This is a genomic window from Nocardiopsis sp. B62 (assembly GCF_018070675.1).
GTDB lineage: Bacteria > Actinomycetota > Actinomycetes > Streptosporangiales > Streptosporangiaceae > Nocardiopsis > Nocardiopsis prasina.
This window is the reverse complement of the sequence record NZ_JAGPXK010000012.1, coordinates 1-22,112: the sequence shown is the minus strand read 5'-3', so window position 1 is coordinate 22,112 and position 22,112 is coordinate 1. Positions and strand designations below refer to the sequence as shown.

General features: G+C 70.6%; 18 protein-coding genes. 1 reads left to right on the top strand and 17 read right to left on the bottom strand.

All coding sequences use genetic code 11. The features are described 5' to 3' along the window. Positions 1–6: 6 nt before the first annotated feature. From KBX21_RS14675 to KBX21_RS14635, 9 genes are all read right to left on the bottom strand, one after another. Complete coding sequence (locus KBX21_RS14675; protein WP_049567384.1) at positions 7–774, bottom strand: ABC transporter permease; 768 nt, start codon at positions 772–774, stop codon at positions 7–9. Further along, the gene (locus KBX21_RS14670; RefSeq protein WP_210842244.1) at positions 771–1,682 is read right to left on the bottom strand and encodes an ABC transporter ATP-binding protein; all 912 of its coding nucleotides are present in this window, start codon (positions 1,680–1,682) and stop codon (positions 771–773) included. The genes KBX21_RS14675 and KBX21_RS14670 overlap by 4 nt, the downstream gene beginning before the upstream one ends. Next, entirely contained in the window at positions 1,679–2,131 is a 453-nt protein-coding gene (locus KBX21_RS14665) for a type II toxin-antitoxin system RatA family toxin (RefSeq protein WP_210842243.1), read from the bottom strand. Before KBX21_RS14665 ends, KBX21_RS14670 begins: the two co-directional genes overlap by 4 nt. 109 nt (positions 2,132–2,240) lie before the next feature. After that, positions 2,241–2,702, bottom strand: coding sequence for a hypothetical protein (locus tag KBX21_RS14660; protein ID WP_210842242.1), 462 nt, complete (start codon positions 2,700–2,702; stop codon positions 2,241–2,243). Between the two features lie 198 nt (positions 2,703–2,900). Continuing rightward, positions 2,901–4,130 (bottom strand): aspartate aminotransferase family protein, encoded by a 1,230-nt coding sequence (locus KBX21_RS14655; RefSeq protein WP_210842241.1) that lies wholly within the window; start codon positions 4,128–4,130, stop codon positions 2,901–2,903. 1 nt (position 4,131) lies between these two features. Beyond that, on the bottom strand, positions 4,132–5,361 hold the full coding sequence (locus tag KBX21_RS14650) for an acyl-CoA dehydrogenase family protein (protein WP_049567400.1): 1,230 nt from the start codon (positions 5,359–5,361) through the stop codon (positions 4,132–4,134). Next, on the bottom strand, positions 5,358–6,371 hold the full coding sequence (locus KBX21_RS14645; protein ID WP_210842240.1) for an SDR family oxidoreductase: 1,014 nt from the start codon (positions 6,369–6,371) through the stop codon (positions 5,358–5,360). The genes KBX21_RS14650 and KBX21_RS14645 overlap by 4 nt, the downstream gene beginning before the upstream one ends. A gap of 9 nt (positions 6,372–6,380) precedes the next feature. Beyond that, positions 6,381–7,394 carry a hypothetical protein gene (locus KBX21_RS14640; RefSeq protein ID WP_049567405.1) on the bottom strand — a complete coding sequence of 338 codons (1,014 nt, stop codon included), beginning with the start codon at positions 7,392–7,394 and terminating at the stop codon, positions 6,381–6,383. Positions 7,395–8,013: 619 nt separating this feature from the next. Then, positions 8,014–9,285 carry an XRE family transcriptional regulator gene (locus KBX21_RS14635; protein WP_049567407.1) on the bottom strand — a complete coding sequence of 424 codons (1,272 nt, stop codon included), beginning with the start codon at positions 9,283–9,285 and terminating at the stop codon, positions 8,014–8,016. Positions 9,286–10,302: 1,017 nt separating this feature from the next. On the opposite strand from KBX21_RS14635, the gene KBX21_RS14630 reads away from it, so the two are divergent. Next, a complete protein-coding gene (locus tag KBX21_RS14630) occupies positions 10,303–10,620 on the top strand; it encodes an antibiotic biosynthesis monooxygenase family protein (RefSeq protein WP_049567409.1) in 318 nt (105 codons plus the stop codon). Positions 10,621–10,918: 298 nt separating this feature from the next. Here KBX21_RS14630 and KBX21_RS14625 read toward each other — a convergent pair whose 3' ends face one another. The 8 genes from KBX21_RS14625 to KBX21_RS14590 form a co-directional block, all read right to left on the bottom strand. Beyond that, the gene (locus KBX21_RS14625) at positions 10,919–11,608 is read right to left on the bottom strand and encodes a sirohydrochlorin chelatase (protein ID WP_049567411.1); all 690 of its coding nucleotides are present in this window, start codon (positions 11,606–11,608) and stop codon (positions 10,919–10,921) included. A 40-nt stretch (positions 11,609–11,648) separates the two neighbouring features. Then, a complete protein-coding gene (locus KBX21_RS14620) occupies positions 11,649–12,788 on the bottom strand; it encodes a uroporphyrinogen-III synthase (protein WP_369801051.1) in 1,140 nt (379 codons plus the stop codon). Between the two features lie 29 nt (positions 12,789–12,817). Further along, positions 12,818–13,180, bottom strand: a complete 363-nt coding sequence (nirD, locus tag KBX21_RS14615) for a nitrite reductase small subunit NirD (RefSeq protein ID WP_210842239.1) — start codon at positions 13,178–13,180, stop codon at positions 12,818–12,820. Continuing rightward, positions 13,177–15,687 carry a nitrite reductase large subunit NirB gene (gene nirB, locus KBX21_RS14610; protein ID WP_049567418.1) on the bottom strand — a complete coding sequence of 837 codons (2,511 nt, stop codon included), beginning with the start codon at positions 15,685–15,687 and terminating at the stop codon, positions 13,177–13,179. Before nirB ends, nirD begins: the two co-directional genes overlap by 4 nt. Before the next feature lie 586 nt (positions 15,688–16,273). Beyond that, positions 16,274–17,716, bottom strand: coding sequence for an FAD-dependent oxidoreductase (locus KBX21_RS14605; RefSeq protein WP_210842238.1), 1,443 nt, complete (start codon positions 17,714–17,716; stop codon positions 16,274–16,276). Next, the gene (locus KBX21_RS14600; RefSeq protein ID WP_210842237.1) at positions 17,713–19,848 is read right to left on the bottom strand and encodes a molybdopterin oxidoreductase family protein; all 2,136 of its coding nucleotides are present in this window, start codon (positions 19,846–19,848) and stop codon (positions 17,713–17,715) included. Before KBX21_RS14600 ends, KBX21_RS14605 begins: the two co-directional genes overlap by 4 nt. Continuing rightward, on the bottom strand, positions 19,845–21,230 hold the full coding sequence (locus tag KBX21_RS14595; protein WP_049567429.1) for an MFS transporter: 1,386 nt from the start codon (positions 21,228–21,230) through the stop codon (positions 19,845–19,847). The genes KBX21_RS14600 and KBX21_RS14595 overlap by 4 nt, the downstream gene beginning before the upstream one ends. A 352-nt stretch (positions 21,231–21,582) precedes the next feature. Then, positions 21,583–21,960 (bottom strand): DUF2255 family protein, encoded by a 378-nt coding sequence (locus tag KBX21_RS14590; protein WP_210842236.1) that lies wholly within the window; start codon positions 21,958–21,960, stop codon positions 21,583–21,585. Between the last annotated feature and the right edge of the window lie 152 nt (positions 21,961–22,112).

Sequence of the window (22,112 nt, the reverse complement as noted above, 5' to 3'; positions counted from 1 at the left end):
AAACGCTCACGACCTGAACTCCTTGTCGACCCTCGTGGACACGCGCCAGAAGGCGATCATGGCGAACACGAAGGAGAAGGCGAGAAGGCACACCACCGGCGGCACGACCTGACGCAGGTCGCCGCCGCCGACGATGACCTCGCGCAACCCCGTGATGGCCCAGTACACGGGGGTGACCGTGGCCAGGGCCTGCACCCAGGAGGGCATCAGGTCGATCGGGACCAGAGCGCCCCCGACAACGGTCCACAGGAGAGTGACCACCCGGTCGTAGGCGAACGCCTGGCTACGAGAGCGTGCGAGTGCGCACAGCGCCAGGGAGAAGGAGACGACGCACGCCGCGACTCCGACCAGAAGCACGACCAGGGCGACCACGCTCCCCCGCACGTTCAGGCCGAGCAGCAGCCACCCCACCAGGAACAGCACCGAGGACTGCATGAGGACCAGAGTCCCGCCCAGGAGCACCTTTCCGCCGAGGAGATCCCTGGCGGAGAGACCGGAGACCCGCACCCGCTTCCAGGTGTTCAGCTCGAACTCACGGAAGATGGACTCCTTGATGACCCCGCCCATGAAGAAGGAGAACATCAGGGCCATACCGGGAACCGAGAAGTCCGCACCGCTCGCGTCGTCATAGCCGAACTGGGACGTGACGACGGCGTACAGCGGCGCCGTGAAGGACATCAGCAGGCAGGGCGTCAGAAGCAGGGTCACGAACGGCACCGGATCCCGGCGCAACCAGATCAGGTCGTGTCGGAGAACGGACAGTGCGTTGGTCACCGGCCTGGCTCCGTCTTCAGGATGTTGAAGTAGGCGGACTCCAGGTTGGCCCTGGAGATGTCCACGGAGCGCAGTCGATCGCGCTCGACACCCACCAATTCGACGGCCTTGATGATGTCGATGGCGGGATCCGACGTCGGAAGGCGGAGGAGGTCGTCGTCCACCCTCGCCCCGGGCCAACTCATCGTTGGCGGGGATCCGTCGAACTGGAGAACGAGTTCACTTCTGGCATGCCGGGACACCAGGTCTCCCACGCGGCCCTCGTCGAGGAACCTGCCCCCGCAGAGCACGGCGACACGAGCGTCGAGCTCCTCAATCTCTCCGAGGTAGTGGGAGGTGTAGATCACGGTGGCCCCGTCCCGGGCGATCGAGGTCACCAGGCGCAGCAGATCGCGTCGGGTTTCGGGGTCAGCTCCGACGGTGGGTTCGTCGAGCAGGATGATCTCCGGCTTGTGCACGAGTGCGCACCCCGCATGCAACCTGCGTCGCTGTCCTCCCGACAGGTTCCGAACCAGGGTGCGACGAAGCCGGGTGAGGCCGAGAGCCTCCATGACGGCTTCGACCGACGCGCGTAACTCACCACGGCGGACTCCGCCCAGGGTTCCGAAGTACCGCAGGTTCTCGACGACGGTGTGGGTCGGATAGACGGCCGTGTCCTGGGCCGCCAGACCGATCCGACCGCGCACGGCCTTCGGATGCGCCCCCACGTCGACACCGAGGACGCGTACCCGACCGGCGCTGGGCGAGGTGACTCCGGCGATGACGGAGAGCAGGGTCGTCTTCCCGGCTCCGTTGGCACCCAGTATCGCCAGGATCTCACCGCGCCCGACAACGAGGTCGACGCCGCTCAGCACCTGCCGCTCACCGTAGGACTTGGTGAGTCCCTCCACCCGCAGGCTCGGCGTCATACGCCGACCCGTCGGCCCAGCGAGAGCAGCATGTCCGACGAGTTGCGCTCGATCGCCCGAGCGGCCACGGGCTCCAGCATGGGCTTGAGCATCGCCACGCCGATCTCGAACTCGACCTCGAGCGTGGCCTCGGTCACTTCGTCGTCGACCCGGACCACCTGCCAGAATCCCTGGAACACCTCCAGGTCGCCGGATTGCTGGGTGTAGTCGATACGCCAGCGCTCCGGGTAGCGGATCTCCCTCTCGACCCACTTGAGTACGGACCCCTTGATCTGCACCTCCCACTCGGTCACGACCTCGACGTGGCCGTTCTCCAGAGCGGACTCGGACAGCACGCTGGTGCTGATCACCGATTCCATGAACCTCGGGTACGACGCGACGTCACACACCAGGTCCCAGACCTTTTCCGCCGACACCTGCAAACGCTCGGTCACTGTCACAATCGGCATGGACGCTTCCTTTTCATGGAGATCGGCTCACTTGACGGGGAACGAGGGGTCGAGCCGCTCGAGCTGGCGGGTTTCCGGGAGGTCCGGGCGCGGCGGTCGGGCATGCTGCCTAGAGTGGCTTCGTCCAGTCGCTGGGAAGCAGGGGCGGGAGTCCAAGGGAGTCGACGGTTTCGGTCCACCCCCGGACCAACCGGAGCCCTCCGAACATTCCTTGGGGGGAACGGAGCTCGGGCAGGTTCTCGTCCACGCCGAGCCCCCTCTGCACCAGACCGGCCCACTCCTCGAGTCGAGCCAGCCAGGAATCGGCCCCTGAGGGGTCGTTGGCGAGTTCGTTCGCCTCGTGGACGAGTGCGAACCCCTGGACGCGGAGCGGTTCCGGCGCACAACTGATCTGGTCGAGGGCGCCGCCGTTCTCCTGCCAGAAGGGCTCACCCCCGAACTCGAGCCCGCTCACCTGGAGACTCGCCAGAACCAGCTGCCGGGTCTGCGCCGCCACCATCCGCCACTGGCCGGCGCGTACTCCACCGGCGATGTCCTCCAGGGATCCCTGAATGATCACCAGTGTGATCACCGCACCGTGACTGGTTCGGCAGACGTGGGACCGCAGCCCACTCGTACTTCGAACACTCATATGACTCCTGTTCGGAAAAGTAGGCCATGGCATGACGGCCGGGCGGAGGAGAACCCCGCCCAGGCCAAGGGGGACTGCCTCCTCCGGGCCGGTGACCCTCAGGCGCTTCGCGCCGACGGCAACGGGACCGCGAAGGAGTCAGGCAAGCTCTCTTTCCACTCTCGCGGCCGCGATGTCCAGCCTCCGCCCCAGGAACTCCAGTTCGTCGGCGTCGATGAAGGCGGACGGCGTCAATCGCAGCACGGTCGGAGTGGTGAGACACATCGTCAGCAGCACACCCTCGGTCAGGGATTCCCGCATCAGTTCGGCCGTGACATCCGCCTTTCGGCAGTGCAGGCCCAGCATGAGGCCGCGCCCGGTCACGGCGGAGAACAACGTGGGCCAATGGGAGACGAGCCGGTCCAGGATCTCCCTCAGCGACTCACCCGCACGGCTGACCTTTGTCGGTACGTCCAGCTCGGCGATGACGTCCAGCGCACCGAGAACGGCGGCCGACGCCAGGGGGTTTCCGCCGAACGTGGAGGTGTGCAGCAGTGGATCGAGGTCGTACGGACGGAACGCGTCCTCGGTGGCGATCACCGCCGAAGCCGGCATGACACCGCCTCCCAGCGCCTTCCCGCTGAGCAGGATGTCGGGGAGCACGCCGAGACCCTCATGAGCCCACAACGTTCCGCACCGCCCGAGACCGGACTGGATCTCGTCGAAGACCAGCAGGCTGCCCGATCGAGTGCACGCCTCCCGCAGGACCGCCGCGTACTCCCGTTCGAGCGGATACATGCCGCCCTCGCCCTGTACGGGTTCGGCGAACACGGCGGCCGGCCGGTGGCGTTCGATCAGATCGGCGGCCACGGCGGCGTCGTCGCGTGGAAGCCTCACCACCTCCGGCAACAACGGGCCGATTCCCTGTCGGAACGCGCGTGCGTCGGTGAGACTCAGCGCGCCGGTGCTCTTGCCGTGGAAGGAGCCGGAGAGGTGCGCCAGGGGTGTCCGCCCGGTGCGGGCCCTGGCGAGTTTCAGCGCGGCCTCCACTGCTTCGGACCCGGAGTTCAGAAGAAGCACCTTGGACAGGCCCGGTGGTGCCGCCCCCGCCAGCGCGGCCGCCGCACGGGCGTTGACCGGGTTGGGAAGGGTCCTGCTGGCACCGGCCATGAGGTCCAGCTGCCGGGCGACCGCGCCGACCGGCCCAGGGTGCCCGTGGCCGAGGAGGAACACCCCGAAGGAACCGACGTCGAGATAGCGGCTGCCGTCCCGACTCGTTATCCACTGCCCCTTCCCCGAGACCTCCGGGTCGACGGCCCCCATGATGTTGTGGAGGAACGACCGACCGGAGGACTGGTGGGTACGGATGAGATCGACGGGTTCGAGCATGTCAGTGGTCTCCAACCGGCTTCTCGTCCAGCTCGAAACCAAACGGAAAACCGAGGGCCCAACGCCCCAGGAGCTGTCGTGTGGCGAACCGGGTGGGCGGGTGGTAGCGGGCCGCCTGGGCGTCTCGCAGGAGCCGCGCCACCTTGCCGTTCGCCGAGTACGACCCCACGCCGACGAGTTCGGCCGCCATCGCCACGGCGGTGGTCGCCAGCTGGGCCGTCTGCTGCTTGAGGGCCAGCGCCGAGGGGATCAGGGCACGCGGATCGGTGCCCTTCTCGCCCAGTTGACGCGCGAGTCCCGCACAGGCCCATTCCATCGGCAGCACCAGGGACATGATGTCGCCGAGTGCTCCCTGGAAGGAGGGGAGCTGCGCCCGTGACGCGTTCAGGTGCGTGATCCGGGACTTCTGGAGAGCGGCGCGGGACTCGTCGACGGCCGCCGAGATGACACCCAGGTAGGACGCGGTCGAGGCGACACAGAACCAGGCGATGCCGGCGGCGAAGACCTCGTCGCTCTGGGATCCTGGCTCCGTCCGATGGAAGACCAGGTCATCGGAGAACCTGCATTGTTCGAACCGCACGGAGTCCGACTCCGTCGCTCTCATCCCGAGGGTGTTCCAGGTGCGTTCCGTCCTGATTCCGGGACTCCTGGTCGCGAGCAGAGCGACCATCAGGGCGTCCTCCCCGTCCTGCTCGTCCATCATCTGCAGACAGAGCAGGTCACTGCGCTCCGCCAGCGAGCAGGGCACCTTGAGTCCGTCGAGGATCCAGTCCTCACCGGATCTACGGGCGACGCAGTTCGACCGCGTGAGCGCTCCGGCGAGTCCGGGCTCCGCGAACGCGTTGCTCACGATCCGCTGCTGACTGGCGATCGCCTCCAACAGCATCCACGCCTCGTCGTGGTTGCGGTTCCAGTGCTCGACGACGACCCCGACCGAGAAGAGGTGCATGCTCGTGGCGATCGCCAGCGCGGGATCAGCCGCCCCGATCCGACGCTGTACCGCGCAGCACTCCTCGACTGTCGCTCCCTGCCCCTCGAAGTCCCGAGGGACGGGCAGGCCGAAGTATGCGGCCTCACGCAGGACATCGATACTGCGATCCGCCAGTCTGCCGGACCTGTCGTTCTCCTCGGCGTGGGTGGCGAGTTCGTCGATGCTGCCCTGCGAGATCAGATGCGACGTGTCCGACCAGGCAGAAACCCTCGCGGCTTCGAAGGCGTACGCGTCCGTCATACCTGCTCCTTGACCGTCCAGGGCTGTGGGCTTCGCATCGCCAGGCCGGGCAACCGCTCGGCCCAGCTCCGCACGATGGCGGGCAGGGCGGCTTCAATGGGATCGACGTACCAGTTCACGCCGATCGGATCGACCCGGGAGAGGTAGGGAATGAACTCGCTGAGCAGGTCGATGGTGTGCAGTTGGAGATCGGAGAGGTGGGGCCTGGCGAAGGGAAAGTAGAAACGGTTCCACTGGTCAGGTGTGATGAAGGTGGGCGCCTCCAGTTCACCCGCTCCGCGCTCGACTCTCCATTCGTTCAGCGAGGCGAAGGCGAGATCCCAGATCTCCCCCGCGGGTGCCGCGTGTTCCGCGCGGCCCAGAACTACGGGACGTGCGGCGGGCCCCCCGTCGGCGATCGCCAGCACACACTTGGCGACGTCGCAGGTGGTGACGGCCTCGAAGCCGGCGTCCGGCTCTCCCACGAGCACGGGGAGGGCTCCGGTCACCGATGCCTGGAGCAGGGAGTAGAGCCCGCTCCGTCTCCTGACCACTCCGTCCGAACGGCGTCCAAGGATCAGTGGGGGGCGGACGATGCTCGCCGAGTAGCGTTCCCGTGCTTCTCGCTCCGCCGCGGCCTTCGACCATTCGTACGTGTTGCGGTAGTCATGGAGGGAGTCGGAACGTGTGTCCCCTCGCAGACCGATCGAATACGCGGTGGAGATGTGGATGACGTGCGTCCCCCGGCCCACCAGCGGAGCCAGCGCCGCGACGGGTGCCAGGTTGCCACTGACCGCCTCGTCCTGGGGAAGGTTCCAACGCGGCCGGGCGGCGGCGTGCACGATGACCTGCCACTGCCTGTCCAGTCCCGTGGGCGGTGGCTCCTTGCCCATGCGCCAGGCGGTACTGGTGTCACTCCCCCGCGCCGAACAGCCGACGACGTCCCAACCCGCCGCGCGTGCCTGTTGTACCAGTTCCCAGCCGACCACTCCGGTGGCACCGGTGACCAACATGCTGCGCCGCACGTTCATTCGTCCTCCTCATTCCGGTTGACCTGGGAGCTGTCCCGCCTGCTGTACGCCGAGCCAGAGCATGTCCTCACTGAAGAGCGCCTCGACGTCCGGATCCCACGTCTCAGAGAGGCGATAGGTCCAGGTGCCGGGCTCACCGACGCTGCTTCCCGCTGAGATCGCCGCCGCCCGCAGCCCCCACCGGGAGACCAGGTGTTCCTCCCCGAACGACTCCCAGGTGGTGCCGACCGCCGGTTGCAGGCTCAGACGCCAGGAGCTCGTGTCGACACCGCCCAGATAGGAGTGGAGCAGTTCCTCCGTGCTCTCGACGTAGCGCGGCACGTCGACTTCGGAGAGCGGAGGACTCAGCGCCTGCTCGTAGGCCGAGAGCGCCTTCGAGTCCCCCAGGCGTTCCAGCTTCTCCCCCAGCCACTTCCATTTGAAGTACGGTTCTCCCTGCGCGACCGCGTGGCGTTCGAGCGCCGCCATGAGCGCGTCGCCCGCCCGGATTCCGGCCACGAGGGGCTTGTGGGGCAGCAGGGCCCTCGCCGCCGCCCGCATGCGGTACGCGTCCACCGCGTGCCAGTCACTCATCCACCCGTGGACTTCGGTCTTCAGGCGCTGCTGCCAGGCGGTCCACCGGTCTGTGCCGAAGAGCGGAAGGCCCAGCCCGTACCTGGTAATGGCGTCGATCGCCTTGCGTTTGGCCCAGATGTCCCCCGGCTTCACCTCCCGCGGGGGCCACGTGTCCGAACCGAGTTCGCGGTGGCTGTCCAGGAGTTGTCGGGCGCCGCAGAGAACCGCGTCGACACGTGCGCCGTTCGGATACGACATCAGCGGAAGCAGGCTGGCCACGTCGTCCTCCACGACGGTGTACAGGTCGAGGTCACTGGTGTCGTTGCCGAATCCGGAGATGACCGATCCCGCGGCGACCACGAGGAGCGGCTCTCCGAACGTCTCGTCGACCTGGTCCAGTACCTGTTGTTCCGTGAGCCCGTGCCGCTTGATGTATTCCTGGTATCTGTCGAGCCTGACATCGCCCATCGACTAGCCCGTTCTGGTTGGTGCGCTCATGAGCTGGCACTGATGTGGATCACGGCGGGTCTGTTGTGACAGCGACCGTTGTTCGTCCAGGACGGACCTGTGGACACGCGTCGGCGGATCCGCGGAAAGGGGACGGAGGGAATCACACTCGCCGAATGGTCCGGCGACCCGCCACTGGTGTCGGAGTTCGTCTCCGGGCTGACCTGCCGGAGCGGGTCGGATCGGTGGCGGTGCACGGCCGACTGGCGAAAGTGCGCTCGCCCCATGGCGCGATCCCCTTGTTCCTGTCGTCGAAGCGGAGGGAAGTTGCACGTGTCCGTCCTCAATCACCGATGGACGACAAGTCTGCATTCGTTTCGACATCGCTGGGGAGGCGTTGTCCGTTGCCTGTTCTTCGGAGATCGCAGACAACGGCCCTTGTTCGCACAGAAACGGCGAAGTCGCAGATAAATGCGACTAAGGGGCATTCCTCTCCACGAGCGAGGACATCCCAAGGCCGGACGGCGCCCTTCGGGTCGGCCGTTCTCCGCTGCTGCAACGGTGGGCACCACCGCGCGGCACCTCCCCCTCCCGTGTCCCGCACAGAGGCCGGTGCTGAGTCGCCACACCTGCGAGCGGCCTACACAGGTCCGTCGCGCCGCTCCGACTTCACCGCGCCCGCCCGTTCGATCGCGAAGGCACGGTGCAGGGCATCGAAGGAGAACCACCCGTCCCGGTACCGGATCAGGTGCAGGTCGGCCAGTTCGGACAACAGCTCCTCGGCCGCCGACTGTCCGGTGTCCAGGAGTCTCGCGGCGTCGCGGGCCGTGCACCACCCCTCGGTGCGGGTACCCAGCAGCCTGAAGGCCCGGGTGGCCTCTTCGGTCAGCACCTCGTACGACCCCAGCAGCAGGGACCGCAGGGACGTGGAGTCGTCACCGCCCGTGGAGAAGAGCCGCAGCATCGCGGCGCTCTCCCAACGGCAGGGGCTGTCGTAGAACTCCGGGTTCATGTTCCGCCGGGAGGCGATGCGGACGAGCAGGGGTACGTGCCCGCACGCGTCGAGGTACTCGGGCCTTTGGGCCAGGCGGCTCTCGGGGTCGAGGGTGGCCAGGAGTTCCAGACTCTCCTCGGGATCCATGGGCGGGACGTGAAGGCGCAGCGCACCGTCTCTGACGAGCAGGCCCGGCATACGGCTACGGCTGGTGACAACGGTCATGCAGCCGGGACTGGCGGGCAGGAGGGGGCGCACCTGCTCGGGCCGGGTGGTGTTGTCCAGGACGATCAGCATGCGTTTTCCGGTGAGCAGGCTACGGAAGCGAACCCCCAGTTGCTGCGCGTCCCTCCCCTTCAGAGCCGCGCCCGAATCGCCCAGGTCGTGGAGGAAACGGTGGAGCACCTGCTCGGCGGTGAGGGGCGAACCACCCTGCCGGAACCCGTTCAGGTCCGCGAAGAGGGTGCCGTCGCGAAACCTCTCCGCCGCGACGTGCCCCCAGCGCAGTACCGTCTCGGTCTTGCCGATCCCGGCGGGTCCGTCGACCAGGACGAGCGGGGAGCCTCGATACCGCCCGTCGGAGCTTTCCGGGCACATTCCGTCGAGTCGCCGAAGGAGATCGACCCGCCCGACGAAGTCGGTGACCGAACGGGGGAGCTGCCGCACCGTGGGAGCCGTCATGGCCTGTTTCACGCGGCGCGGAACGCTCATGGCGATACGGACGAGACTGCCCTCGCCACCCAGCGCCACGTCACAGTGCCGGGCCAGGTCCGAGGTCGGCTGCTTCTTGCCGTTCTCCACCCGGCTGAGATGGCTCTTGCTGTAGTTGACCAGGCGCGCGAGGTCTCCGAGGGACAGGCCCTGACGGCTCCGCATCGTCCTCAACGCGGGGCCGAACTCCACGGGTTCCACGCTCACCGGCCTCCCACGCTCCAACCGAAGGCCCCGGAGCGGGTTCCGCCTGTTCCCGCGCGGCCTCGCGGCACCGCGTCCGAAGAGTCGTGTTCCATCCGCCGTCCTCTCTCCGTGCAAAGCGTTGCGCTGCGGGACACCGGCCGGGCCCCAGCCACTCGTCCCACCGGCCAGGGACCGTGGAAAGGGTGGGCCAGCGAAGCCGGGTTCGGATCGAGGCGACCCGCGCGGTCCGGGTGTCGCGGCCGTCGGGTTCCGAGCGGACGGGTGGACCGCTGGAGCCCGCGCGGGCGTGCCCGGATCGCCTCACCAGGTGGGGGGATGAGAGAGCCCCCGCGCGGGCCCGGGGCCGGTGGTCAGGACCAGCGTGCGCGGGTCCTGGTCGGCGAGCGGTTGAACCTCGGTGGTCTGTCGGCCCCGGGAGCGTCCGTTGACCGCACGCCCGTCCGGTTCGTTCCGGGCCGTGCCCCTCTTCTGATGGCACCCGCGAGGCGTCGCCGAGCAGGGAACGGGATCCCGTCGACGGCCTCGCGCTGATCGACCCACGTCTGGCCCCTGAGTGCGTCGGTGGGCGGGGACGGGGCGAGCAGGGCCCACGCGGCATCGGTGTGTTCATGACGACCAGGCACGTCAACCAGGATGCCAGGCGGGCTCCCGCCCCACTCCCACTTCCAGGAAACAGGCGCCGGGGTGTTGGAGAGCGGGTCCTGGTCACCACGGGTCGGCTCGGTGCGGGGGCTTCGCGTTAGTGAGGTGCTTCGCGACGATCTGGTGTTGTCCGGTGCCTTTGGACGGACAACCCTGAGACGGTCAACCGGTTCGACCGACTTTGCTCCCTGGTGCCTCACCGCACACGCACGACACACCATTTCAGGGCCAGCCGTTTGCAGTACACGCACCCTACGCTGGGATGACTGTGAGGCGGGCCACGGTGCGAAGCCGCGCGCCGACACAACGAGACCGATGGTGACCCGCGAGCCGTGGTGTCCGCCGCCCGAGCCGTCCAAGTGAGGTATCCCAGCCATGCCCGTGATCAGCACCGACCGCGACGGCGTCGCCCTCGTCAACACCTTCACCGTCGAGCCCGAGAACCACGAGCGGCTGCTGGAGATCCTGCGCGAGGCGACGGATGACGTCATGCGCCACCTCCCCGGGTTCGTCTCGGCGAGCGTGCACGCCAGCCTCGACGGCACCCGGGTGTGCAACTACGCCCAGTGGAGCAGTGAGGAGGCCTTCCGGGCGGCCATCGCCCACCCGGACTCCAAGCCGCACTTCGCTGCCTGCCAGGCGATAGCGAGCTCCGACTCGGCCCTGTACCAGCTGCGCTTCACCGAGGGGTGAGCTGAGCCCCGCCTCCACCCCAGGGGACGTGCGCGCCGGACGGGACCACGGTTCCGGGCCCCTGTGCCGAGCGAGCTTGGAACGCCGAGCGAGCTTGGAGCGCCGGTCCGACCCTCGAGCGCTGACCGAACGGCACCGACGCGGTGGTCGACCCCTCGCTGTTCCCGGCGGTGCAGGTGTCCGCCCCGAACCTTCGACGACCGGCCCGGGGTCCCGGGGCACGCCGGGACCCCGGGCCGACCACGCCTTCGCGGGGAGGTCGACCAGGAGTCCCGCGCCGCGTGACGCCAGCGGTCGCTCAGGCGGGCTGGCTGATAGCGGCCCGTTGGTAGCGGGCCACCACGGCGTGGGAGATCGCCGGGTCCGGGCACAGGGGGTCGGCCACCAGGTCGGCGCCCGTGTGGGCCAGCCGGTCATGGAACAGGCCCGGAGCCAGCAACCAGGTCGCCACGGCCACCCGCCGGTGGCCCCGCTCGCGCAGCTGGGCGACCCTTTCGGTGACGGTGGGCCTTCCGGTGGCGATGAAGGCCACCTCCACCGGGGCCGCCAGGCGTCGTGACAGGCGGGAGGCGGCCTGACGCAGTTCGGCACCGGCGTGGGGGTCGGAGGTGCCGGCGCAGGCCAGCACGACGGCGTCGCCAGGGCGGTGTCCGGCGGCAACCAGGCGGCGCACGGCGGTGTCCAGGACCGCGGGATGGTCTCCCAGAGCCGGGGTGACGACGGCGTCGGCGCGCCCGGCCTGGGCGAGCTGGTGTGGGATGTCGGTGCGCACGTGGTAGCCCGAGGCGAGGAACGCGGGCACGACCACCAGGGGCCCCGGGGTCCGGGCCGCGACCTGGCCGACCGTGGGTGTGCGCACGTCGGCGAAGGCCAGCCTGGTGGGCTGGCTGACCAGTTCGGCCACGTCGCGGGCCAGGGTTCGGGCGACGGCGGTGCCGTGGGGGTCGCGGGTGCCGTGGACGGCCAGGATCAGGGTGTCTCGGTTCATCGCGTGGCGGGCGCGCCCGCCCCATCCTTCCTGGTGCGGATCAGGCGGTGCAGTCGGGTGTGTCCAGTGCCAGCCGGTAGCCGCGCTTGACCACGGTCTGGACGATCCTGGGGTCGCCCAGGGCGGTGCGCAGCCGGGCCACGGCCGTCTCCACGGCGTGGGCGTCGGCGTCCTCTCCCAGGCAGGTGAGCAGGCGGGCCCGGTCGAGGACCTGTCCGGGACGGTGGGCCAGAGCGCGCACGAGCCGCATCAGTGTGGGCGAGAGCGTGCGGACGGTGCCGTCGACCAGGACGGCGTGGCCGCGCAGGCGCAGGCGGTGTCCGGCCACGGTCAGGGCGGGGAAGCGGCCGGGCAGTTCCTCGGAGAGCTTGCGGACCTGGGAGCCGATGCGGGCCCGCTCGGGCCACACCGTGGGGATGTCGTGGGCCATGAGCGGCCGGGCGGTGACCGGCCCCACGCACATGGCCAGGACGTCGCCGCGCAGGGCGCGGACGAGGCCGCCTTGGTGACCGGTGGTGTGGGCGCGTGCGAGCAGTCCGGCGGCGGCGGGCGCGCTGGTGAAGGTGACCGCGTCCACTCCCCCGCTGGTGACGGCCTCGATGAGCCGGTCCAGGGCGGCGGTGTCCTCGGGTTGGGTCCAGCGGTAGACGGGCACCTCGACCACGTCGGCTCCTGCCATGCGGAGCGCGGCGGTGAAGTCGGGCAGGGGTTCGCCGTGCAGCTGGATGGCCACGCGCAGGCCCTCGACGCCCTGGTCGAGCAGGTGGTCCAGCACTTCGGCGGAGGACTCCGAGGGCGGTGACCACTCCTCGGTGAGTCCGGCCGCGCGGATGGCGCCGCGGGCCTTGGGGCCGCGGGCCAGCAGGCGTGAGGCGCGCAGGCTGGCCAGGAGCTGTTCGGCGGTGCCCCACGTCTCACACGCCTCGACCCAGCCCCGGAAGCCGATGCCGGTCGTGGCCACGACGACGTCGGCGGGGCGTCGGGCGAGTTCCTCGGAGACCGAGGCCAGGCGCTGGTCGTCGCTGAGCGGCACGATGCGCAGGGCGGGCGCGGCCACCACCTGGGCGCCCTTGCGGCGCAGCAGGGCGCTGAGCTCCTCGGCGCGGCGGGCCGCGGTCACGGCCACGGTGAAACCGGCCAGTGGTGCGGTGGTGGCGGGTTCGGCGGCCTGGGCCGGGATGGTGTCCTCGGGAACGGCGGGGACGGGGTTCACGGTGTTCCCTCCTCCGTGGCGATCTGCACGGTGGCGCCGCGCTGGCGAACGGGCCAGGTGGTCAGGTGGGTGTCCTCGTCGTCCAGGCCGTGCCCGGTGCGCAGCGAGAAGACGTTCTTGAGCATGGGTGAGGCGACGGTGGGTTCTCCGGCCCTGTCGCCGACGATCCCGCGTGAGATGACGGCGGCTCCGGTTCGGGGGTCGATGTTGTCCACCGCGTACAGGTGGTGGTCGCGGGTGCGGAACAGGGCGGCCTGTCTGCCGTCGGGGAGCAGTACGGCCACTCCGTCCTCGACGCGCAGCAGGTGCGCGGGGCAGACGTCGGTCCAGGTGGTGGCCGGGGCGGTGGTGACGTTCATCGGGTGGCCTCCTGGGGTCGGCGGGCGGGCATGCCCAGGTTCACGGACGAGGTATCGGGTACGCGCTGGTCACGGGTGGTGGTGAAGCTGATGGTGGGGTCGGGGGTGTGGGGGGCGTTGGCGAAGGAGACGAACCGGGAGAGCTTGTCCGGGTCGGCCAGGACCGCAGCCCACTCGTCGGCGTAGGAGGCCACGTGGCGGTCCATGGCCTCCTCCAGTTCGGCGGCGATACCCAGTGTGTCGTGGACCACGACGTCGCGCAGGTGGTCCAGGCCGCCTTCGAGGGACTCGATCCACGGCGCGGTGCGCTGGAGCCGGTCGGCGGTACGCACGTAGAACATCAGGAACCGGTCGATGTAGCGGATGAGGGTCGGCTCGTCCAGGTCCGCGGCCAGGAGTTCGGCGTGACGGGGGGTGAAGCCGCCGTTGCCTCCCACGTACAGGTTCCACCCCTGGTCGGTGGCGATGACTCCGAAGTCCTTGCCCCGGGCCTCGGCGCACTCGCGGGCGCATCCGGAGACGGCGGACTTGAGTTTGTGCGGTGAGCGCAGACCCCGGTAGCGCTCCTCCAGGCGGATGGCCAGGCCCACCGAGTCCTGGACGCCGTAGCGGCACCAGGTGGTGCCCACGCAGGACTTGACGGTGCGCAGCGACTTGCCGTAGGCGTGCCCGGACTCGAACCCGGCCTCCACCAGGCGCGCCCAGATGGCGGGCAGCTGTTCGAGGCGGGCGCCGAACAGGTCGATGCGCTGGCCCCCGGTGATCTTGGTGTAGAGGTCGAAGTCGCGTGCGACCTCTCCGATGACGATGAGCTTGTCGGGGGTGATCTCGCCGCCGGGGATGCGCGGCACGACCGAGTAGGTGCCGTTGCGCTGGATGTTGGCCAGATAGCGGTCGTTGGTGTCCTGGAGGGTGGCCTGTTCACCCTCCAGGATGTGCCCGTTGCCCAGGGAGGCCAGGATCGAGGCGACGGTGGGCTTGCAGATGTCGCATCCGTGTCCGCTGCCGTGGGCGGCGATCAGTGCGGAGAAGGTGGCGGTGCCGGTGGCCCGGACGATCTCGACGAGTTCGGCGCGCGACTGGGGGAAGTGCTCGCACAGGGCCCTGGACTGCTCGATGCCGGACTGGGCAAGGATCTGTTTGAGCACGGGTACGCAGGAGCCGCAGCTGGTGCCCGCCCGGGTGCAGGCCTTGAGGGAGGGGACGTCGTGGTTGCCGCAGGCGACGGCCCGGGTGAGGTCGCCCTTGGTGACGGCGTTGCACGAGCAGATCTGGGCGGAGTCGGGCAGGGAGTCCGTGCCAAGGTCGGCGGTGCCCTCGGGGGTGATCAGGGTGAGCGGGTCCCCGGGCAGGGGTGATCCGACCAGGGGGCGCAGGGTGGCGTAGGCCGAGGCGTCTCCGACCAGGACGCCGCCGAGCAGCGTGGTGGCATCGTCGGAGACCACGAGTTTGGCGTAGCGGCCGCCGGCGGCGTCGTTGACGACCACGTCCAGGGCCCCGGGTGTGCGCCCGTGGGCGTCGCCGAAGCTGGCCACGTCCACGCCGAGGAGTTTGAGTTTGGTGGAGGTGTCGGCGCCGGTGAAGGTCGCCCGGCCACCCAGGAGGCGGTCGGCGACGACCTCGGCCATGGCGTTTCCGGGGGCGATGAGGCCGTAGACGGTGCCCTGGTGGTTGGCGGCCTCGCCGATGGCGTGGACGCGGGTGTCGCTGGTGGTGCAGGTGTCGTCGATGACGATGCCGCCGCGTTCGCCGACCTCGAGTCCGGCGGCGCGGGCGAGATCGTCGCGGGGTCGGATGCCGACGGAGAACACGACCAGGTCGGTGTCCAGGTGGGAGCCCCCGTCCAGGACCAGGCGGGCGGCGCGGCCCCCGGGTGAGGCCTCGACGGCCGTCGAGGCGGTGCCGGTGTGGACCCGCACGCCCATGTCGGCGACCAGCGTGCGCAGGAGGGCGGCGGCGCCCTGGTCGATCTGGGCGGGCATGAGGTGGGGGGCGAGTTCGACCACGTGCGCCTCCAGGCCCAGCAGGCGCAGGGCGTTGGCGGCCTCCAGGCCCAGCAGTCCGCCGCCGACGACCACTCCCGTGCTGGCGCCCCGGGCGGAGGCGGTGATGGCGTCCAGGTCCTCGATGGTGCGGTACACGTGGCAGCCGGGCAGGTCGTGGCCGGGGACCGGTGGCACGAACGGGGTTGAGCCGGTGGCCAGGACCAGCCGGTCGTAGGGCAGTACGCGTCCGGAGGCGGTGGTCACGGTGCGGGCGGCGCGGTCGACGGCGGTGGCGCGTTCGTTGACGTGCACGTCGACGGCGGGGCCGGAGAGGTCGCCAAGGGACAGGTCGTGGGCGCTGGCGCCGTCGAAGTAGGAGGACAGGGCCACCCGGTCGTAGGCGGTGCGGGGCTCCTCGCCCACGACGGTGACGTGCCACCGGCGGGCGGTGTCGCGGTCACGGAGGGCCTCGACCAACCGGTGGCCGACCATCCCGTTGCCGATGACGACGAGTTCTTCCATGGTGTGCGCGGCTCCTCCTGCTGCGGGGGCTGACTGTCCTCAGGCAACCTCCCGGGTGTTTCCCCCGGGTCAGTCAGGCGTGTCGCGACTGTTTCGTTGTGCTGCCACCACAGGTGAGAGGCACGTGATTCCGTGGGTCATGGAGCGGTACGGCCCTGGCACCCCGGCGGGAGGAGCCGGTGCGGCCATGGCGCCCCAGTGGGGCGAGGCATGGAGCGGTACGGCTCTGGCATTCCAGCGGGAGGGGCGTGGAGCGGTACGGCTCTGGCGCCCCAGCGGGAGGAGCCGGTGCAGCCCTGGCACCCCAGCGGGGCCGGGTGGGGCGATACGCCCCTGGCGCCCCAGTGCAGGCAAGGAGCCGTACGCCTCTGGCACCCAAGCGTGGAGAGGCGTGGAGCGGTACGCCGCTGGCACTCCAGCGGGAGAAGCCCGTGCGGCGCTGACGCCCCAGTGGGGCGGGGGCATGGAGCGGTACGCCTCTGGCGCCCCAGCGGGGCCGGGGCGTGCGGCGATACGGCCCTGGCGCCCCGGCGGGACGGACCGGTGGCGGCGCCGAACCCTTCCGCCCCTTCGGAGGGGATGGGGATCACCCCACCTGGGTGCCCCCCATCCCCGAAAGCAGGGCCTGGACGTCGCGCACGCAGCCGCCGCAGCCGGTGGTGGCCCGCGTGCTCTCGGCGATGGCCTCGCGGGTGCGGGCGCCGTCCAGCCATGCCTGTTCGATGTCGTTGCGGCTCACGGCGTTGCAGCGGCACACCTGCGCCTCCCCCGCCTCCTGGGGCTCGGGGGCCGCAGTGGGCAGCCCCTGGAGCAGGGCCAGACGGTCGGAGGGCACCGGGGCGCCGGTGTCGTAGAGCTGGGACAGGGTGGCTGCGACCTCGGGGAAGCCCAGCAGCACCGCGCCCACCACCTTCTCCTCGCACACCGACAGCTTGGCGTAACGACCGCCGTAGGGGTCGCTGATGGTCACGGTCTCCAGGCCCTGGGCGTCCTCGTCCTCGTGGACCCGCCCGAACGCGGTCAGTTCGATGCCCTCGGCCTTGAGGCGGGTCAGCGGCCGGGCCCCGGTGTAGGTCGCGTGGGGAGCGGTGCCGGTCAGCCGTCCGGCCAGGACGGCGGCCTGTTCCCAGCCGGGCTGGACGAGTCCGGCACCTCCACCAGGGTGCTGGGCGCAGTCGCCGATGGCGTGCACGCGGGCGTCGGAGGTGGCCAGGCGGTCGTCCACGACGACGCCGCGGTCGACCACGATCCCGGCTTCGGAGGCCAGTTCGGTGTTGGCACGCACCCCGGCGGTGACCACCAGGGCGTCGCCGGGCAGGACCCGGCCGTCGTCCAGTTCCAGACCGGTGCCGGGGATCCAGCGCGCGGCGACCCGCCAGGAGTGCACCTCCACGCCCAGGGCGGCGTAGCTGGCGGCCAGGACGCGCGCGGCCCCCTGGTCGATCTGTCGGCGCATGATCCAGGGGGAGGACTCCACGAGCGACACCCGCATGCCCCGGCCCACAAGGCCGCGTGCCGCCTCCAGCCCCAGGACGCCGCCGCCCAGGACCACCACGGGGGCGCCGGGTCGGGCCAGGGCGAGCAGACGCTGGCAGTCCTCCAGGTCGCGCAGGGCGCTCACCCCCTCCCCCGGACCCTCGTCCGGGGCGCGCACGCCCGGGATCGGAGGGAGTGCGGCGCGCGCCCCGGTGGCAAGGACGAGTTCGTCGTAGGGCAGTCGGGAGCCGTCGTCCAGGGTGATGGTCCGGCGTCGTGTGTCCAGTGCGGTGGCGGCCACGCCGGTGCGCACGGTGACGCCGGGGCCCCCGGGGGCGGGCAGGCGGATCTGCTCCGGGGTGTAGTCCCCGGCGAGCACGCCCGAGAGCAGGACCCGGTTGTAGGCGGGGTGGTGTTCGGTGCCGACCACGCTCACGTGCACGCGTTCTCCGGCCGGGTCCAGGCGGGCCGTCTCCTCAGCGAAGCGGGCACCGACCATCCCGTTGCCGACGACCACGACCCGGCGCGGGGGCGCGCCCTGCACGGTGTTCAACTGCTGCCTCCTGGTGTGGGGGTGTCGGCCGGGTCGGGGGCTCCCCGGCTGCTCCGGACGGGCGGGGCGGGTTCCAGGCGCACCGCGCTGACCTTGAACTCGGGCATACGGCTGGTGGGGTCCAGCGCCGGGTGGGTGAGGTTGTTGGCGGACTGGGCCCCGGCGAAGTGGAAGGGCAGGAACACCGTGTCCAGGCGGGCGGTGGGCACCAGACGCACCCTGGCGTCGGTGTGGCCGCGGCGGGAGGTGACGCGGGCCCGGTCCCCGGCCGCGAGCCCGGCGCGCGCGGCCGTGTCGGGGTGCACCTCCACGTACGCCTCGGGTTCGGCGCCGTCGAGTTCGGCCACACGGCGGGTCTGGGCGCCCGACTGGTAGTGGCCCATGAGCCTGCCGGTGGTGGCCACCAGGGGGTAGTCGGAGTCGGTGGTCTCGGCGGGGGGACGGTGGGCGACCGGGACGAGGCGGGCCCGCCCGTCCGGGTGAGCGAAGGAGTCCAGGAACAGGCGGGGGGTGGACTCGGTGGGAGTGCGCACCGGCCAGTACAGCGCCTGGCCGTCGGCCAGGCGCTGGGGGGTGACCCCGGAGTAGTCGGCGGCTCCTCCGGCGGAGGCGCGGCCGAGTTCGGACAGGACGGTGTCCGGGTCGGTGGGGAAGCGCTGGACGGGTTGTCCCAACCGCACGGCCAGAGCGGAGAGGACCTCCAGGTCGGTCCACACCCCGTCGGGCGGGGCGAGGGCCCGGGCGCGGCGCAGCACGCGGCCCTCCAGGTTGGTCATGGTGCCGCTCTCCTCGGCCCACTGGGCCACGGGCAGGACGACGTCGGCCATGGCGGCGGTCTCCGAGAGCACGAAGTCGGCCGCGACCAGCAGGTCCAGGGAGTCCAGGCGGGCGCGTACGCGTGCGGTGTGGGGCGCGGAGACCACGGGGTTGGAGCCGAACAGCAGCAGGGCGCGTGGTCCGTCGGTGGTACCCAGGGCGTCGAGGAGTTCGAAGGCCGAACGGCCGGGCCCGGGCAGGGCACCCGGGTCCACTCCCCACACCCCGGCCACGTGGTCGCGGGCGCGGGGATCGTCGATGCGGCGGTAGCCGGGAAGCTGGTCGGCCTTCTGGCCGTGCTCACGCCCGCCCTGACCGTTGCCCTGCCCCGTGATGCACCCGTAGCCCGAGCCCTGGCGGCCGGGCAGCCCCAGGGCCAGGGCGAGGTTGATCCAGGCCGAGACCGTGTCGGTGCCCTTGGCGTGCTGTTCGGTGCCTCGTCCGGTGAGCACGTAGGCGGAGCGGTTGCGAGAGGCCCGGCCCAGGAGGTCCGCGGCGGCGCGAATGCCCGAGGCGGGAACGCCGGTGACCTGTTCGGTGCGTTCGGGCCACCAGGCGGCGGCGTGCTCCCAGGCGGCGTCGAACCCGGTGGTGCGTTCGCCGACGAACTCGTCGTCGCACCAACCCCCCACGCGCGCGGCGTGCAGCAGTCCCAGTGCCAGGGCCAGGTCGGTTCCGGGCCGCGGAGCCAGGTGGATGCCGCCGTGGTCGAGGGCGACCTGCGCGGTGGCCGAGCGGCGCGGGTCGATGACGATGAGGGTGGGCGCGGACAGGTGGCCCATCATCGGCGGCATGGTCTCGGCGGGGTTGGCCCCCGCGAGCACGACCACCTCGGCCTCGGCGACGTCGGTCAGCGGGAAGGGCATCCCCCGGTCCAGGCCGAAGGCGCGCGTGCCCGCGGCGGCGGCCGAGGACATACAGAAGCGGCCGTTGTAGTCGATCTGCGAGGTGGCCAGGGCCAGGCGGGCGAACTTGCCCAGGGTGTAGGACTTCTCGTTGGTCAGACCGCCGCCCCCGAAGACCGCGACGGAGTCGGGTCCGGATTCGGCGCGCAGGGACAACAGGCGTTCGGCGACGTGGTCCAGGGCGGTGTCCCAGTCGGTCTCGACCAGGTCGGAGCCGCGGTCCTTGCGCAGCAGGGGGCGGGTGAGCCGGTCGGGGACGGTGAGGACCTCAGCGGAGGTCCACCCCTTACGGCACAGCCCGCCCCGGTTGGTCGGGAAGGGGGCGGGACGGACGGCCAGGCGCCCGTCCGTCCCCGGTTCCAGGCGCATGGCGCACTGGAGCGCGCAGTAGGGGCAGTGGGTGGTGGTCATCGGGCCGTGGCCCGGACGGGCTCGTCGGCGGAGGCGGAGCGGGAGGGACGCCGCAGGTACACGGTCCAGGTCACCACGGCGCAGAGGAGGTAGAAGGCACCGAAGGCGACGAAGGCCGGGGCGCTGGAGCCGGTCGCGGCGAAGGCCTCGCGGAAACCGACGTTGATGGCCACCCCGCCCAGGGCACCGACCGCGCCGATGAGACCGAGCATGGAGGAGGCCACGCGCTTGGTGCGGGCCAGGGCCTGTTCGCGGGGTTCCCCGGCTGCGATGGCGTCCTCGGCACGGGCGGCGTAGATGGAGGGGATCATCTTGTAGGTGGAGCCGTTGCCCAGGCCGGTGAGGACGAACATCACCGCGAACGCACCGACGAACAGGACCAGGTGCCCGGCCTGGACGGCCAGGACGAGCACGGTCGCGCAGGCGGCCATGGCGGTGAACACCCACAGGGTGACGCGTGCCCCGCCCAGGGAGTCGGCCAGTCTGCCGCCGACGGGGCGGATGAGGGAACCGACGATCGGTCCCAGGACGGCGATCCCGGCCGACTGCACGGGTTCCAGGCCGAACTGGGCCTGGAGCAGCAGCCCGAAGGCGAACCCGGTGCCGATGAAGGAGCCGAAGGTGCCCACGTAGAGCAGCGACATGATCCAGAAGTGGCGGTCGCGGGTGGCCGACAGCTGCCCGGCCACGTCACCGCGCACGTGGACGAGGTTGTTCATGGACCGGTGGGCCCACCAGGCCGACAGCAGGATCAGCGGCGCGTAGAACAGCGGGACCAGGTACCCGGCGGAGGTGGTGAACAGGGCGATGACGGCCAGTCCGACCAGTTGGACGGTGGCGACCCCGATGTTGCCGCCGCCCGCGTTCAGGCCCAGGGCCCACCCCTTCTCCCGCTCGGGGAAGTAGGAGTTGATGTTGGCCATGGAGGAGGAGAAGTTGCCGCCGCCCACACCCGCGGTGGCGGCCAGGACCAGCAGCAGCCAGAAGGGGGTGTCGGGGTCGCGGATGAGGAAGAAGGCGGCGACGGTGGGGACGATGAGCGTCAGGGTGGCGATGACGGTCCAGTTGCGTCCGCCGAAGACGGGCACGGCCAGGGTGTAGGGGACGCGCAGGACGGCTCCGACCAGGGTGACCACCGACAGCAGGAGGAACTTCTGCTCGGGGGTGGTGGAGAAGCCGTGTTCGGGGGTCATGAACAGCACGAGCACCGACCAGATGCTCCACACGGAGAAGCCGATGTGTTCGGAGGCGATGGAGGCCCAGAGGTTGCGGCGGGCCACGCGGCGTCCCCCGTCGTTCCAGAAGCCCTCGTCCTCGGGGTCCCAGCGGGAGATCCAGCTCCTGCCGGTGCGCGGCGCGCGTCGGCCTGTTCCGGGGGTCACGGGGGTGCCTTCCTGCTTGACGGCTGTCGACGAGTCCGAAGGTAGGAAGGCCGCGTTGCCTGGGGGTGTCCAGCAGTAACACGCGGGAAACAGTCGGCTCACTCGGAGGGCGCGGCCGTGGTGAGAAGACCTGTCGGCGCAGGTGGGAAAGTAGTGCTCCGCCTGTGCCACAGCAAGTGGCGTGAGCCCCTTTTGCGCTGATGTGTGCGGAATCACTGCATGAGTCGATCTCCGACGTGCCCGACGAGGATCCCGGTTCGGTACTCGCCTCCTGGCAGGGGGCGTCTCGGAGGAAGTGGTGGGCCTTGACGGAGAGGCGCGAGCGGCCCGGGTGGGGTTCGCGCGGCAAGGCTCAGGACTGGTCCGGTACCAGCCTCATCGTGGTGGCACGGGCGTCCGGGCCCGTGATCCGGTCGACCGCGGCGGAACCCGCCCCGTACTTGGCCCGGTAGGCGGCGTCGATCCGGTCGTCCAGGGAGTGGTCGGCGTCCTCGAAGGCCACGTCGGCCTCCACGCCGTCCGCGCTGACGTGCCCGGCGAGGTGGTCACGGGTTCCCCGGTACCAGGCGGCTCCCGACCCGTTGACGGACCGGACGTAGAGCTCGTCGCCCTCACGCACCACCCAGATGATCCGGGAACGCCGCAGCTCCCCGTCATCGCCTCGGGAGGTGATCCGAATCTCCCCCGTGCCGCCGATCCCGTCGAGCTGCTCCTCGGTCCACCCGCTCATCGGTGCCCTCCCCCGCTTCCGTCACACGACGTCCTCCCCACCCTTTCCAGGGACTCCCGGCCGGACACGGCCCTTTGCCCAACCTGTGGGGAGCGGCTGCCGATTCTTGGGAACCGGAACGGGGCGTGGACCGACCCCCGTGAGGGTCGGTC

Coding starts and splice junctions, on each gene's coding strand:
- KBX21_RS14670 (WP_210842244.1), bottom strand. CDS start 1,682: ATGACGCCGAGCCTGCGGGTGGAGGGACTCACCAAGTCCTACGGTGAG.
- KBX21_RS14665 (WP_210842243.1), bottom strand. CDS start 2,131: ATGCCGATTGTGACAGTGACCGAGCGTTTGCAGGTGTCGGCGGAAAAG.
- KBX21_RS14655 (WP_210842241.1), bottom strand. CDS start 4,130: ATGCTCGAACCCGTCGATCTCATCCGTACCCACCAGTCCTCCGGTCGG.
- KBX21_RS14650 (WP_049567400.1), bottom strand. CDS start 5,361: ATGACGGACGCGTACGCCTTCGAAGCCGCGAGGGTTTCTGCCTGGTCG.
- KBX21_RS14645 (WP_210842240.1), bottom strand. CDS start 6,371: ATGAACGTGCGGCGCAGCATGTTGGTCACCGGTGCCACCGGAGTGGTC.
- KBX21_RS14640 (WP_049567405.1), bottom strand. CDS start 7,394: ATGGGCGATGTCAGGCTCGACAGATACCAGGAATACATCAAGCGGCAC.
- KBX21_RS14630 (WP_049567409.1), top strand. CDS start 10,303: ATGCCCGTGATCAGCACCGACCGCGACGGCGTCGCCCTCGTCAACACC.
- KBX21_RS14625 (WP_049567411.1), bottom strand. CDS start 11,608: ATGAACCGAGACACCCTGATCCTGGCCGTCCACGGCACCCGCGACCCC.
- nirD (WP_210842239.1), bottom strand. CDS start 13,180: ATGAACGTCACCACCGCCCCGGCCACCACCTGGACCGACGTCTGCCCC.
- nirB (WP_049567418.1), bottom strand. CDS start 15,687: ATGGAAGAACTCGTCGTCATCGGCAACGGGATGGTCGGCCACCGGTTG.
- KBX21_RS14600 (WP_210842237.1), bottom strand. CDS start 19,848: ATGACCACCACCCACTGCCCCTACTGCGCGCTCCAGTGCGCCATGCGC.
- KBX21_RS14590 (WP_210842236.1), bottom strand. CDS start 21,960: ATGAGCGGGTGGACCGAGGAGCAGCTCGACGGGATCGGCGGCACGGGG.